Origin of the sequence: Enterococcus spodopteracolus, from assembly GCF_030441955.1 — a bacterium.
In the GTDB taxonomy this organism is placed as follows: Bacteria; Bacillota; Bacilli; order Lactobacillales; family Enterococcaceae; genus Enterococcus_B; species Enterococcus_B spodopteracolus.
The window spans coordinates 34,745-47,886 of the sequence record NZ_JARJHD010000009.1; the positions used below are offsets into that span (position 1 = coordinate 34,745).

A 13,142-nucleotide genomic window follows, 5' to 3' on the forward strand; every position below is an offset into this window, starting at 1 on the left:
TTACACCCCACTATTCGTCGTATGAATCGCTCGTTTCGTAATAAACCGGCGTCCTACCCACTTGACAAAGTTCATCATCATTTGGAATAACCATTTAGTTCCTTTTAACAGTAATGGTGCAAAGAAGACAGCCCCTCCCGTGGCAAGTAACCCTAATCCTACAAAGAACAACCCACTAGCAATCGATTGTTGCAAGACAGCAACACCTGAAATAATCGAAAATAAACCAGCTCCTAAAATACTGATACATACGACATAGATTCCAATGATCACGCCAATTAAGCCAATCAGAATACCAAAAATCGCTAGAATAAAAGCTAATGCCAAAGGAATCAATAAAGGTGATGCACACAACCCGATAACGATCATCCAAATCAAACGGATTTTCCGTTTAGGACTTTGGCTGTATTCTGATTCATCGTCGTCTTGTTCCGAGTAATAATTGATTTTCAGTTTCAGGGCAAATTGCTTTGGTGAGCCATATTCATCCACGACTTCTTCTACTGTTTTGCCAGAATCCAAGAAGTATTCTTCATAATACTGAATAATATCAAAGCGATCATCTTCAGGTATTTCTTGAAGTTCGTCCAACACATCATTTAAATATTCATTCATTCGTATTCTCCTCCAGTAATCGGTTTAAGGAATCTCGAAACACGATCCATTTATCAATGATTTCTTCTAAATGTTGACGTCCTTTCGGAGTTAAGCGGTAATATCGGCGATTTCTACCTTCGAATGGTTCGTCGTATGTTTCTAAGTATTCTTCTTTTTTTAATCTGCGTAAAACAGGATACATCGTTGATTCACTGACAGATAAACTTTCTTGGACGATTTTCGTTAATGCGTAACCGTACATGTCTTCTCTGCTCAAAGCCGCTAAAACTGTACCATCGAGTAAAACTGTTGGGACTTGGATATGCATTACTTCACCTTCTTTATAGTTTGCAATATTTTATATTCACCAATATTATATCATGTATAATATTGTTTGCAAGTAAAATTCACAATCATACCCACTAATTACTTGAATATTCGCGAAAATAACGCTGAGTATCATAAACCTCTACTGACAAAAAAGGAACAAAGACCGTAATAATTTCTGGTCTTTGTTCCTTTTGAATACTTTTTTATTCTCCTCTTACCTACAACAATGCAAACACAATAAAACTTAGCATAAAGCCTAGAAAAACTGCAAGTAAGAGACGGATCAATTCTTTTTTATTTCTACTCAACCACGTTTCATTCATTGTTTGTTCCACTCCATTCTAAAGTGATCGCTTGCTAATTTGGATAGACAGAGGTGACATGATTGTATTACTGTGCATGTTTATTGGCAGCAGAAACAGCTGTTCCAGAAAAGAGATGCCACTCACTATTATAGCCACAGGTGTGGCATTTCCAGTAATAGCCGATGCCACGATCGGTTTGTTTTTCATCCTCTGCACTTGCATTTGCCACAAGTGTACTTAAGACCGTATCCTGTTTCAATAATGCCACGGGAGTATCATGAGAATGAGTTGTTTCCTCTGCAATGACTATGGGATTGGCTCCACTTAGCCCAACACTTAACGTCAAAAGTCCGAGCAATAAACCGACTTGTTTTTTCATTTTCTATCATTCCTCTGCTCTCTTATGTACGACATGACTTCGTACACTTTTCCATCTTTATATGACTTGAAAAGAAGACTCATGATCGATTTAATCTAACGCGTTGTTTTTTTCTTTATTTTTGTTGATTTATGGCTCCCATAGCTCATTAACTGTTCATTTCCCTGAATCTTATTCCACCGGATAAGTTAGCGACGTGTTTTCTTTGTCTAATTGGATGACGACAGTCGTACCTACTTTTGGGATACTGTTATAACTAATTTTTCCATGATGCAATTCCACGATTTTTTTGACTAATGACAAGCCCAGCCCGTTCCCAGAAAATTGACGACTGGATTCCCCTTGATAAAATTTCTCAAAGAGTCGTGCTTGTGTTTCTTGATCCATACCCACGCCAGAATCTGTCACTTCAACGATCACTTGAGTGGCATTTTGTGTTAGGCGAATCTTGATTTTCCCTTGTGGTTGATTGTACTTGATGGCATTGTCCATGAGATTCAGCCAGACTTGATATAGAAATTCTTCATTACCGACAAAGTTGACACTTTCCAGATCGATCTCCAGTTGAAGGTGTTCTTGCTCCCATTTAGGTTGTAAAAAAACAATCACTTCACGGATCTGTTCATCTAAACAAAAAGGGCGCTTTTCTAATTTGATTCGCTGGTTTTCTAATTTATTCAATTTCAGTGTGTTCTCTGTCAATTGCGAAAGCTGAGTGATGCTCTCAATGATCCGTTGCAAGAAAATCTGCTTTTCTTCTTCTGAAATGTTAGGTGCTTGCAATAATTGGACGTATCCTTGGATCGTGGCAAGAGGGGTCTTAAATTCATGAGAAACATTGGAAACAAAGTCATTTCGTAACGTTTCGATACTACTCAATTCTTGGACCATCACGTTGAAATCTTTATATAGTTGCTGCACCTCTTCGACTTTTTGTTGCTCATCCATCCGAATCGAAAAATCGCCAGTTGCTACTTTACTCATATTGGTTCGTAAATCACTGATCGGCAGCAAGATCCGACGACCGACAAAGATCGAGATCCCTGTGCCCACCATCATACTAAATCCTGCAAAAACGACTAAAGGAACCCATGTCGCTTGTTGCTCTGCAGCGGGGACTGTTTTGTGTGACAGTAAGAAAATAAAACCTAAGAAACATAACAAAGTAACTAAAATGGAAAGAAACACAATGCAAGCAAAATAAATCCATAATTGGGAAAAGATTTTTTTACGCATCAAATCACCGCCTTATAGCCTAAGCCACGAACTGTTATGATCTGAAAATCATCATTTTCAATAAAACGCGTGCGTAATCGTTTGATATGCACATCGATCGTCCGTTCTTCCGTATTGGTATCCAACCCCCATATATCATCCATTAATTGTTGTCGTGTAAAAATCTTATTTGGATAAGAAAGTAGTTTGTACAATAATTGAAATTCTTTTTGTGGAAGTAAGATGGCTTGATCCTGCTTGATCACTTCATACGTTTCTTGGTTCAAGCTAGTGTGTCCAATGTTCAATTGGTGGCTATGATTGATTTTTGCTCGCCGTAACAAGGCCTCTACCCGCAACACCATTTCATTGACATCTACTGGTTTCGTCATATAGTCATCCGTTCCTAGTTGAAATCCCTTCTTTTTATCTTCAAAATCTGCTTTCGCTGTGATGATCAACATAGGTGTTTCTACGTGACTGCTTCGTAAAGTTTCCAACAGTTCATACCCATCCATCACAGGCATCATAATATCTGTGATGATCACATCCACTTGAGTACTCTCTAATTGCTTCAAAGCTTCGGTCCCATTTGCGACTGCGAAAACCAAAAAACCAGCGCGTTCTAAAACGGATTGATAAAGTTGTTGCAAACGCTCATCATCTTCTACTAGTAATATTCGATTCATCATTTCTCCTCATACAATTATTTGAAAAATTTCAGTTTTTTTTCTGATTGTTCATATTCAGTTAACATTCATTCATTATACTACGTTCATTGTTCTGTTATACTTATTAGTATAACGAATATTTCAAATGGAAAGAAGGGTGACAATGTTACAATTAAAAGAGATAAAGAAATATTATAAAGTTGGTGAAACAACGACAAAAGCATTAGACGGCGTATCCGTCGCTTTTAGAAAAAAAGAATTTGTAGCTATTCTAGGTCCTAGTGGTTCTGGTAAAACAACTATGCTGAACGTGATCGGCGGCTTGGATAATTATGACTCTGGCGATATGATCATCAACGGAAAGTCCACAAAAGATTTTAAAGATAGCGATTGGGATGCTTACCGTAATAATTCCATCGGTTTTGTTTTCCAAAGTTATAACTTGATCGGTCATTTAGGGATCATTGAAAATGTTGAGCTTGGCATGACATTAAGTGGTGTCTCTAGAGATGAGAAACGGAAAAAAGCCGAGGAATCATTGCGTCGCGTTGGCTTGACCGACCACATGCACAAAAAACCCAATCAATTATCTGGGGGCCAAATGCAACGTGTCGCAATTGCACGTGCTTTAGCCAATGATCCTGACATCCTTTTATGTGATGAGCCAACCGGTGCTTTAGATACAGAAACAAGTGTCCAAATCATGAAGTTGATCGAAGAACTATCCAATGAAAAACTAGTGATCATGGTCACACATAACCCTGAGTTGGCACATGAATATGCCGATCGGATCATTGAGTTTTCAGATGGAAAAATCGTTTCTGATTCTAACCCACATATCGAACGTCCAAAAGATGATCAATTTAATCTACGTCGGACAAAGATGAGCTTTTGGACCGCATTAAAATTATCTTTCAATAATATTCGCACAAAAAAAGGCCGGACATTTTTGACTTCCTTTGCTTCAAGTATCGGGATTATTGGGATTGCGATCGTATTAGCCCTATCTACAGGATTCCAAAAACAAATTGATCAAACACAGTCAGAAACGATGGCTCGTTTTCCAATCACGATTTCCAGAGTCACCACTAGCCCTCCTTCTGAATCGGATGGCTTGAGTTCCAACACAGCCGAATATCCAGACACAAAAACTGTTACGGCAAAAATCAGCGATGAAGACCGTGCACAACATACGAATAATATCGACCAAGAATATGTTGATTATGTAACGAGTATCGATCCTGATTTAAGTAATAATATTGGTTTTACCCGCACGACTGGTATTAATTTGTTAAGAGATGTTGACGGCGAAGTACAGCCTGTTAGCTTTTCGAATCAAAACCCAGATTCTGAATCACTGTCCTTCTCAAGTGCCATGTCTTCCATGACTGGCGTAGGTGTTTCTAGTTTCCCAACACAACTAGACGACCAAAAAGACAATTTCTTAGAATCAAATTACTCATTGCTTTCTGGTAGTTATCCGAACTCTGCAAATGATGTCGTATTGATCGTGGATGGCAATAATAATACCAACATCAATGCGTTGAAAAATTTAGGCTTTGATGTGAAAGACGGCGAAACGCTTGATTTTGACAAAATCGTCGGAACGACTTTCAAATTAGTGAACAATGATACGTACTATACAAAATTACCGACAGGAAACTTCATTCCTAATACGGATTACCAAGCAATGTACGACGATGCAACAAGAGAAGTTAAGATTTCTGGTATTTTGCGTGTCAAATCTTCTTCTACGATGAATCTATTATCTCCTGGTATTGCTTACAGCGACCAATTGACAACAGAAATCGTCAATGAAAACAAAGATTCTGAAATTGTTCAAGCACAAAAAGATAGTGATATGAACGTATTGACGACCGAAAAAGTAGATGACTCAGCAAAACAAACATTGATCAGCTACTTAGGTGGAGATAGCTTACCTTCAAGCATCATGATCTATCCAAATAATTTTGGCGATAAAGAAGAGATTCTAAACTATTTAGATGAATTCAACAAAGGAAAATCAGATGAAGATAAAATCATCTATTCTGATTTAGCTGGAACGATGACCGAATTGACTGGTGGATTGATGGATGCCATCACGTATGTCCTGATTGCTTTTGCTGGTATTTCACTCGTTACCAGCATGATCATGATCAGCATCATCACTTATACTTCTGTGATCGAGCGGACGAAGGAAATCGGTGTCTTGAAAGCATTAGGTGCGCGTAAGAAAGATATCACACGAGTATTCGATGCTGAGACTTGTATCTTAGGGATTTCTTCTGGTTTACTAGGGGTCCTGATTGCTTGGCTAGCGACTTTCCCAATCAATAGTCTCTTGTACAATATGACTGATTTAGAAAATGTTGCTCAACTAAATCCTGTACACGCCTTGATTCTGATTGTTGTATCAACGATCTTAACGATGTTAGGCGGACACATCCCAGCTCGTATGGCAGCGAAGAAAGATGCAGCGATTGCTTTGAGAGCAGAATAATAACAAGTATTTATAAAAAAACACGTTTGATTTTGAGGATCTTTGTCAAAATCAAACGTGTTTTTTTTATCGTTCAATACATCTTATCTGATATACAAATGTCGTAGTATAGTTATTGACCAAACCAGAAAAAATTCTTTATTCAATTGTTTACTTTTTGAAATATCAGCTTTGTCTTCTGTAACAACTCATCGACTAACCTTTTATGCGCTTTTTCTAGGAAAACAAATTGTCTTGCTTCATGATCAATTGTTGTTAATTGATCTAACAATACTTTTCCTACAGTCTTCATTCCATAAGAAGAACGAATAGGTACATCCAACGGATAGCTTCTATTGGTAGTTGAAATGGGTGCAACAGTTACAACATTACTATTTTCTGCAATAATATCGTGACTCAAAACAATATATGGACGTTTTCCTGTTTGTTCATATCCAGATCTAGGCACTGTATTTAATAATAAAATGACCCCTTGTCTAGGGGTTCTCACCATTTTTCATTTCCTCCTACCTCACCTAGATCCTGTAGATCTACATGAGCCCTTTTTTTGTAGTTTGCAAACAATTGCTCAATTGTCCATTCATTTTCTGGAGTAGCCGCTTCGAGGATCAAACATTTTTTCCCATTCTTCTCTTCTTATATGATTTTCACTTTATCTTCTGTATGGATTTCAAGGTATTCCATAATGTATTTTGGCAATCTAAGACCATTACTGTTTCTCCATTTTTTTATTGGTAACATCTCCATTATAAACGACCTCCTCTATGTATATACATAATTATCTTTAGTGGTGATTTTCTTATTCGTATTTCATTTCCTCCTTTCTTTTAGGAACTTGCTGTCTATACTCTTTAAATACGTATAAATGTAATTTATCTTTATTCCTTTTTCCATAAAAAAATAGTGGACAAAGTATGTTGTCGAATACTTCATCCACTATTTTTGTCATATTATTAAACTATTTACTTCTTCACTTCTGCGACTAATTTTGCCAATGCTTGTTTTTGATAAGCTGTCGCTAAGTCTTTTGATACTTGTTGTTGTTCTTCTTGAGACATCGCTGGATTTTGGGCAATGGCTTTCATCAAGCCTTCTTTTACAACCTTTTGTGCATCGGCTTCCATCGTGCTTTTTTGTTCTTTGACACGTTTTGCCAACTCAGAAGCTTGGTCAGTACTTAATTCGATCCAATCCGCGGGAAGTTTGAACGTATTGACCCGGCGTTCATATTCATGGTTATTATCCGCTAAGTTGAACCAGAATTTGTATTGGTCATTTTTATAAACCCAATAAGTTGTTTCACTGACTTTTTCTGCTTTTCCGTCCGTTTGTTCGACCTTATTTGTTTCATTTTTTGTGCCAGTTGCTTTTGGTTCTTTTTGCTTGTCATCTGTTCGATATAAGTAGACTTTTTCTGTCCCATCTCCTAGTGACTGATAAAGCAACATATTTACTTCTGACTGATCCGCACTGGAAACGAGCGGAGTCGTTTTTGTTTCTGTCACTTCTTCCATCCCAAAATGATTCGTGATATTTCCTACGATCAGTCCTAACGAGAGAACAAACAGTAAGCCAAAGACGAGTGAAAGAAATGTTTGCCACATTTTTTTGGCAAAAACATTTGTCAAAGCAAAGGCAATGACACTGGCAATCAATACGAAAATAATCATGCGTTATCCCCCACTTCCATCACTACTGGTTCTTTTCTTTTTAAGAAGAAAGCAATCGCAAAGCCGATCAAGCCGAATATGATTGCGACAAAGAAAGCTGCATGGTAACCAGATAAAGTCGCGTTGATTGCTTGATCTTTATAGGCTAAAGGTGTACTTTTCAACACAGCATCAGTTGGTAGATTGTCTTTCGTAACATTCGTCAACACACTGATCAAAATCGCAGTTCCGATTGAACTTGCAATTTGGCGGAAGGTATTGTTCACTGCTGTTCCGTGACTGATCAAGTGGTTAGGTAAAGCATTCATTCCTGATGTTGTCACCGGCATCATGACCATCGAGATCCCAAACATTCGGATCGCATAAAGAATGACGATATACAAAACAGGTGTCGTTTCAGTCAAGAAGGCAAAAGGTGCTGTAGCTGCTGTTAGGATGAACATCCCAACAATCGCAAGACGTTTTGCCCCGTGTTTGTCAAAGATCGCACCAGTGATTGGCATCATTGCTCCCATGATCAATGCACCCGGAAGCAACATCAAACCTGAGTGGAATGCCGATTCTCCACGAATATTTTGAATATATAAGGGAACGACCATTTCTGCTCCGACCATCGCCATATTCGTTACGCCTGCTAGGATCGCTGCAATCGTAAAGGTTGGTGACTTAAAAACACGCAACTCTAAGAATGGATGTTCTAAATGTAATTGCCGCCAAGCAAATGCGACGATGAAAATCACACCAACAATCAAAAAGCTGATTACCTTCGTACTTCCCCAACCGGCGTCTCCTACGCTTGAGAATCCATAAAGTAAACTACCAAATCCAATCGTTGAAAGAATAGCAGAGAAAATATCGATACTTGGATTGGACAAAGGAATCACACTCTTCATCAAAAAGAATGCAAGTACTAAAACAAGAACGACGATGGGAATAACCATTCCAAATAAATCGCGCCAATGATAGTTATCAATGATATAGCCAGATAATGTTGGGCCTAATGCTGGGGCTAATCCGATAACGATCCCAGACATTCCCATAGCCGAACCTCTTTTTTCTGGTGGGAAGATCGATAGCATGATATTTTGCAATAATGGCATAGATACCCCTACACCACACGCTTGGATTAATCGTCCAATCAATAGTGTACTAAAATTAGGAGCAGTAAAACAGGTGATCGTCCCAATCAAAAAAATCGTCATAGCAGACAGATATAATTTTCTAGAACTGAACTTATTGATCAACCAAGCAGTAATCGGAATCATGATCCCGTTCACTAGTAAAAAGCCTGTTGTCAACCATTGCACATCAGAAGCTGAAATATCAAAAGCTTTCATCAATGCTGGAAAAGCAGTTGTCAATAAGGTCTGATTCAAGACTGTACAAAATGTCCCAATCAATAACACAACAACTAATAGTGTACGATTATATGGTTTTCCGTAAATATCTACGGGTTGATTCTTACTCATATGTCTCCTTCTTTCTGAATGTTTTCTGAAATCACTAAGATACTTTATTCCTATTTTTGCCTTTTGTCAACCTACTTGACACAATAGTCAACAAAAGTATAATTAAGGGAACAACCAACAAAGGAGTGTGACGAATGGTGGGGGCTTCACTTAAACAATTATTGGAAAATGACCATTTATTAGTAGGTATTAGTGAATTGAGTGAGATTGTCGGAGTTTCACCACGACAATTGAGATACTGGGAACAAAAAGGCTTTATCCAATCCGTTACTGCTGACGCAAATTGTTCAAGAAAATACCGATTACCGACAGTGGTCAAAGTGGAGATCATCAAGAAATTTTTAGATGAAGGGTACACGTTGACCAAAGCCGCTGAAAAAGCTCAGGAACGTTTAAACAAAATGCACCATGTCCGAAAAGTCTTCTCAAAATCCATCAAAGACATTCAATTGATTGATGAACGTTATACACTCCTTTTAATTGGCGACTTCAATGATCTGGAACAGCTATGCATTATTCATGACGAAGAAACGGATGAACTTTCTTATAAGATCCTTCCAGCAGATGAAACGATCGATCCTAAAAAAGTACTGAAAAAATAAGAAAAGAGCGCAGATTGATTTTTTTACTCCATTAGAGCTTGTAGCCGACATGTTATAGTTAAATAAAAAAACCACCACGAGGTCGGGACAGAAGTGTTCAGCCTCGAGAAATAGGCGCCAACCACGAAAATTGTTTTTCAAATTTTTGTGATTGGCGCCTTTTTAAGCTGTTTGTCATAAACTTTCCATTTATTTTCTTATTTCTTGTTCCAATACTTGTGTCAACCAGTTGATATATTCGGTTTCTCGATTGATTGCGTGAGACAAGATCAGATAATGGCCATAATTTTCATGTTGATCTTTTTCTGTCGGGAAAATCACTTGTTGTCGGGCGAATAAATGCTGTCTTTTTTCTTCATGAAGCTCCTTTTGCTGTTCAAGAATCTCGATCCATGTTGGATCATTGATATCTTTCACAAAATAAAGTTTCAAGACAAATTCGTCTCGATTGACTGGAAGTTCATTTGGTGAGGTATGGATCCATTCGTTTAACAAAACACGTCCTTCTTCAGTCAGCTGATAAATTTTCTTTTCTAGCTTGACTCCAGTGATCCCTACTTCATGTTTGATGATTCCTAGTTCTTCCATTTTGGCCAGTTCAGGATAAATCTGACTATGCTTTGCCTGCCAGAATTCACCGATTTCATTTTTGAATGCCTGATTCAATTCATACCCCGTTTGATTTTTTTTGCTCAGTAATCCCAGTAATATATAGCGTAATGTGTTTTTTCTAGCCATCAAAATTTCCTCCTTGACATTCTCTCAAAATCATTCTATCATAATCACGTAATCAAAAACATGTAAATTATTACATGTTTTAATTTAAAGGGAGATGTTTTACATGAAACAATTCAAAAACTTAGAAGATTTTATCGGAACTCACTTTATCTATACGTATGACAATGGTTGGGAATATGAATGGTATGCAAAAAATGACCACACCGTTGACTATCGTATTCATGGCGGGATGGTCAAAGGGCGTTGGGTCAAAGATCAAGAAGCAGATATCGTAAAATTAACAGATGGTGTTTTTAAAATCACTTGGACTGAACCAACTGGTACAGACGTTGCTTTAGACTTTATGCCAAATGAGAAAAAACTCCATGGCACGATTTTCTTCCCTAAATGGGTCGAAGAACATCCAGAGATCACTGTCACTTTCCAAAACGAACATCTTGCGGAAATGGAAGCTGCTCGTGAAAAATATGAAACATATCCAAAATTAGTCGTTCCAGAATTTGCGACAATTACTTATATGGGTGATGCGGGTGTTGATAATGAAGATGTAATTAGCGAAGAACCTTATGAAGGAATGCCAAAAGACATTCGTGAAGGTCGTTACTTCGACGAAAACTACCGTCGCATCAATAAATAATCACTCTACTAGTATAAAATCAAAAGCCACTCCTTCAATTGATGAAGACCAGTGGCTTTTTGATCATTATAAATGGAGGCTTTTGTTTCTACCTTTTATTTTATTGTAAATAAATATGGTCATTTAACTTTTCCAATTGATTTCTTTATGATTTACATAAATAATTTCATGTTATTTTCAATTTTTTTCTAATTCCTTGCCTCTCCTTTCATTAACCTTTATGATAAGTTTAGTTATTATATGAAAAGGAGCCAAACAGTTGAAAAAATATAGACCATATTTTTTGATTTTTATTTTCGCAATTATTTTCGTATTGCCAAATATCTTATCACACAAATTGATCATCGGGGCGGATGCGCCATTTCATTACAATCGTTTTTATGATGCAGCCCAACAAATTATTCACGGAGACTTACACTACTTCCCATCGATGTATGGCTTTCAACAAAGCGGTCGGATCGTCAATGCAATCTACGGTCCCTTATTCTCCTACTTTCAAGGGTTGATCGTACTTGTTGCTAGAAGTTGGTATCATTACCAGATTTTATCGAATTTTATTCTCTTCCTTATCGCAGGTTGTTCCATGTTGACTTTGTTGCGTTATGTAAAAGTACGTGATTGGGTGAGTGTGCCGGTTTCAGTCTTGTTCATGACGACCTATTCGATTCAATATTGGGCTGTCAATCAAGGTTTTACGAGCTGGGGCACCGTGTTTTATCCTTTATGTATGATCCCGCTCGTTGATTTCATCGTGCATAAAAAATTCCCTGTACTTAAAGTAACTGCAGCGATTGCATTGATGACGCAGATCCATCTACTATCTTCTGTGATGTTAGTATTGATGTATATTCCTTTTTATGGGTATTATTTCTTCACACAAACAAATAAAGGGAAAGCTCTTTTACAGTTAGGTAAATCAATTCTTCTATACTTTATCCTAACGGCAAATATTTGGGTAGGTATGGCAATGGTTTACAGTGGGAATAAGATTCTTCCACCTTTCGTCAATCGACGAATGACAGAGAAATCAATCAACCTTGAGGGAAGTTACTGGTTGAATTATCCGAAAATCCTTCCTGTCGTTTTATTTACTGGTTTTTTATTTTTCTTATTGTTCCGAAAGCGAGAAGAACTGTTTCCAAAACTTTTGTTGCGCACAAGTGTTGTGTTCTTCTTACTTTCAACCAGCCTGATCCCTTGGAATACATTAGTTGAAAACGAAGTGCCATTTATTAGCTTGATTCAGTTTCCATTTCGTTTCTTTGTCCCATTTACCTTGCTTTTTTTACTTTACTTTGCAATCGTCGCCAATCGTTGGGAAAACAAAACCTGGTTACGGATAGCTGCGACCTTACTGATCCTGATCAGTTCTGTTCAGACCATCCAAAACTTATACCGTCACCTCAATAAATGGGAAGATGAAACCTTCGTCAGTCGTCATACGTATTTGTTCGATACACCTGATGAAGCAAGAAAAACTTTCTACAGTCGTGATATGTCCAAAAGTTTATTTGTTTTCCAGAAAACTACGCCAGATTATTTGCCGATCTATAAACAAACAAAGGCAAATAAATACGATCGATACAATGAAGAAATCCTGGAAAATGAAACAACATTCATCAAATCACATCCTGATGGTCGGTTGAGTATCAAATGGAAAAATACCGGTGAACCGACTGTTCATGTGCCAGTTATCGTGTATGATCGAACCGTCTTGATGCAAAATGGACAGAAATTGACGGATTTTGAATTGACCGATATCGGTACACCGATCGTCAAACAGCATAATGGCATCAACGAGATCATTCTCTATTACGACCTTCCCGTCTATTTCTACTTCGTTGTTGCTGCGACTATTGCAGGTTGGCTATCCTTTTTAGGAATCTATCTTTCACAAAAGTTTAATTTTAGGAAAGAAAAAAATGTGAAAATCAGTTAGACCATCATTGTTTAGATTATGCAAAACACGTACGATAAGCGGGACTGTGACAGACTGACTGTCGCAGTCCCGCTTAATTTTGAACTTTGA

The 13,142-nt window shown here is 37.6% G+C and carries 13 protein-coding genes and 1 pseudogene; 4 read left to right on the forward strand and 10 right to left on the reverse strand.

The genetic code is table 11. The features are described 5' to 3' along the window. The 5 genes from P3R27_RS10625 to P3R27_RS10645 form a co-directional block, all read right to left on the reverse strand. Positions 1-615 carry a DUF1700 domain-containing protein gene (locus P3R27_RS10625; protein WP_034690030.1) on the reverse strand — a complete coding sequence of 205 codons (615 nt, stop codon included), beginning with the start codon at positions 613-615 and terminating at the stop codon, positions 1-3. Further along, on the reverse strand, positions 608-925 hold the full coding sequence (locus P3R27_RS10630) for a PadR family transcriptional regulator (protein WP_010736371.1): 318 nt from the start codon (positions 923-925) through the stop codon (positions 608-610). The genes P3R27_RS10625 and P3R27_RS10630 overlap by 8 nt, the downstream gene beginning before the upstream one ends. Positions 926-1,317: 392 nt before the next feature. After that, positions 1,318-1,611 (reverse strand): hypothetical protein, encoded by a 294-nt coding sequence (locus tag P3R27_RS10635; protein WP_126133879.1) that lies wholly within the window; start codon positions 1,609-1,611, stop codon positions 1,318-1,320. A 171-nt stretch (positions 1,612-1,782) separates the two neighbouring features. Next, positions 1,783-2,847, reverse strand: a complete 1,065-nt coding sequence (locus tag P3R27_RS10640; protein WP_034690027.1) for a sensor histidine kinase — start codon at positions 2,845-2,847, stop codon at positions 1,783-1,785. Next, a complete protein-coding gene (locus P3R27_RS10645) occupies positions 2,847-3,515 on the reverse strand; it encodes a response regulator transcription factor (protein WP_034690026.1) in 669 nt (222 codons plus the stop codon). The genes P3R27_RS10640 and P3R27_RS10645 overlap by 1 nt, the downstream gene beginning before the upstream one ends. 145 nt (positions 3,516-3,660) lie before the next feature. Here P3R27_RS10645 and P3R27_RS10650 point away from each other — a divergent pair, with 145 nt between their 5' ends. Further along, on the forward strand, positions 3,661-5,997 hold the full coding sequence (locus P3R27_RS10650; protein WP_034690025.1) for an ABC transporter ATP-binding protein/permease: 2,337 nt from the start codon (positions 3,661-3,663) through the stop codon (positions 5,995-5,997). A 142-nt stretch (positions 5,998-6,139) separates the two neighbouring features. On the opposite strand, the gene P3R27_RS10655 is transcribed toward P3R27_RS10650, so the two are convergent. From P3R27_RS10655 to P3R27_RS10670, 4 genes and pseudogenes are all read right to left on the reverse strand, one after another. Then, positions 6,140-6,490, reverse strand: coding sequence for a type II toxin-antitoxin system PemK/MazF family toxin (locus P3R27_RS10655; RefSeq protein ID WP_126133877.1), 351 nt, complete (start codon positions 6,488-6,490; stop codon positions 6,140-6,142). Then, positions 6,484-6,744 (reverse strand): annotated as a pseudogene (locus P3R27_RS10660) (AbrB/MazE/SpoVT family DNA-binding domain-containing protein). The gene P3R27_RS10655 and the pseudogene P3R27_RS10660 overlap by 7 nt, the downstream one beginning before the upstream one ends. Positions 6,745-6,959: 215 nt before the next feature. Then, positions 6,960-7,667 (reverse strand): DUF4811 domain-containing protein, encoded by a 708-nt coding sequence (locus tag P3R27_RS10665; protein WP_034690077.1) that lies wholly within the window; start codon positions 7,665-7,667, stop codon positions 6,960-6,962. Then, on the reverse strand, positions 7,664-9,136 hold the full coding sequence (locus tag P3R27_RS10670; protein ID WP_126133876.1) for an MDR family MFS transporter: 1,473 nt from the start codon (positions 9,134-9,136) through the stop codon (positions 7,664-7,666). The genes P3R27_RS10665 and P3R27_RS10670 overlap by 4 nt, the downstream gene beginning before the upstream one ends. A gap of 134 nt (positions 9,137-9,270) precedes the next feature. On the opposite strand from P3R27_RS10670, the gene P3R27_RS10675 reads away from it, so the two are divergent. Then, positions 9,271-9,738 (forward strand): MerR family transcriptional regulator, encoded by a 468-nt coding sequence (locus P3R27_RS10675; RefSeq protein ID WP_034690080.1) that lies wholly within the window; start codon positions 9,271-9,273, stop codon positions 9,736-9,738. 189 nt (positions 9,739-9,927) lie between these two features. On the opposite strand, the gene P3R27_RS10680 is transcribed toward P3R27_RS10675, so the two are convergent. Next, positions 9,928-10,476: a PadR family transcriptional regulator gene (locus P3R27_RS10680; protein WP_010736381.1), complete on the reverse strand. Its 549-nt coding sequence runs from the start codon at positions 10,474-10,476 to the stop codon at positions 9,928-9,930. Between the two features lie 103 nt (positions 10,477-10,579). On the opposite strand from P3R27_RS10680, the gene padC reads away from it, so the two are divergent. Both padC and P3R27_RS10690 read left to right on the forward strand, forming a co-directional pair. Continuing rightward, positions 10,580-11,113, forward strand: a complete 534-nt coding sequence (gene padC / locus P3R27_RS10685) for a phenolic acid decarboxylase (RefSeq protein WP_034690082.1) — start codon at positions 10,580-10,582, stop codon at positions 11,111-11,113. 259 nt (positions 11,114-11,372) lie between these two features. After that, positions 11,373-13,052, forward strand: coding sequence for a putative glycosyltransferase family protein (locus tag P3R27_RS10690; RefSeq protein ID WP_034690084.1), 1,680 nt, complete (start codon positions 11,373-11,375; stop codon positions 13,050-13,052). Positions 13,053-13,142 lie beyond the last annotated feature (90 nt).

Excerpts from the sequence above, each read along its gene's own strand:
- P3R27_RS10625 (WP_034690030.1), bottom strand. The coding sequence starts at position 615 with ATGAATGAATATTTAAATGATGTGTTGGACGAACTTCAAGAAATACCT.
- P3R27_RS10630 (WP_010736371.1), bottom strand. The coding sequence starts at position 925 with ATGCATATCCAAGTCCCAACAGTTTTACTCGATGGTACAGTTTTAGCG.
- P3R27_RS10635 (WP_126133879.1), bottom strand. The coding sequence starts at position 1,611 with ATGAAAAAACAAGTCGGTTTATTGCTCGGACTTTTGACGTTAAGTGTT.
- P3R27_RS10640 (WP_034690027.1), bottom strand. The coding sequence starts at position 2,847 with ATGCGTAAAAAAATCTTTTCCCAATTATGGATTTATTTTGCTTGCATT.
- P3R27_RS10645 (WP_034690026.1), bottom strand. The coding sequence starts at position 3,515 with ATGAATCGAATATTACTAGTAGAAGATGATGAGCGTTTGCAACAACTT.
- P3R27_RS10650 (WP_034690025.1), top strand. The coding sequence starts at position 3,661 with ATGTTACAATTAAAAGAGATAAAGAAATATTATAAAGTTGGTGAAACA.
- P3R27_RS10655 (WP_126133877.1), bottom strand. The coding sequence starts at position 6,490 with ATGGTGAGAACCCCTAGACAAGGGGTCATTTTATTATTAAATACAGTG.
- P3R27_RS10665 (WP_034690077.1), bottom strand. The coding sequence starts at position 7,667 with ATGATTATTTTCGTATTGATTGCCAGTGTCATTGCCTTTGCTTTGACA.
- P3R27_RS10670 (WP_126133876.1), bottom strand. The coding sequence starts at position 9,136 with ATGAGTAAGAATCAACCCGTAGATATTTACGGAAAACCATATAATCGT.
- P3R27_RS10675 (WP_034690080.1), top strand. The coding sequence starts at position 9,271 with ATGGTGGGGGCTTCACTTAAACAATTATTGGAAAATGACCATTTATTA.
- P3R27_RS10680 (WP_010736381.1), bottom strand. The coding sequence starts at position 10,476 with ATGGCTAGAAAAAACACATTACGCTATATATTACTGGGATTACTGAGC.
- padC (WP_034690082.1), top strand. The coding sequence starts at position 10,580 with ATGAAACAATTCAAAAACTTAGAAGATTTTATCGGAACTCACTTTATC.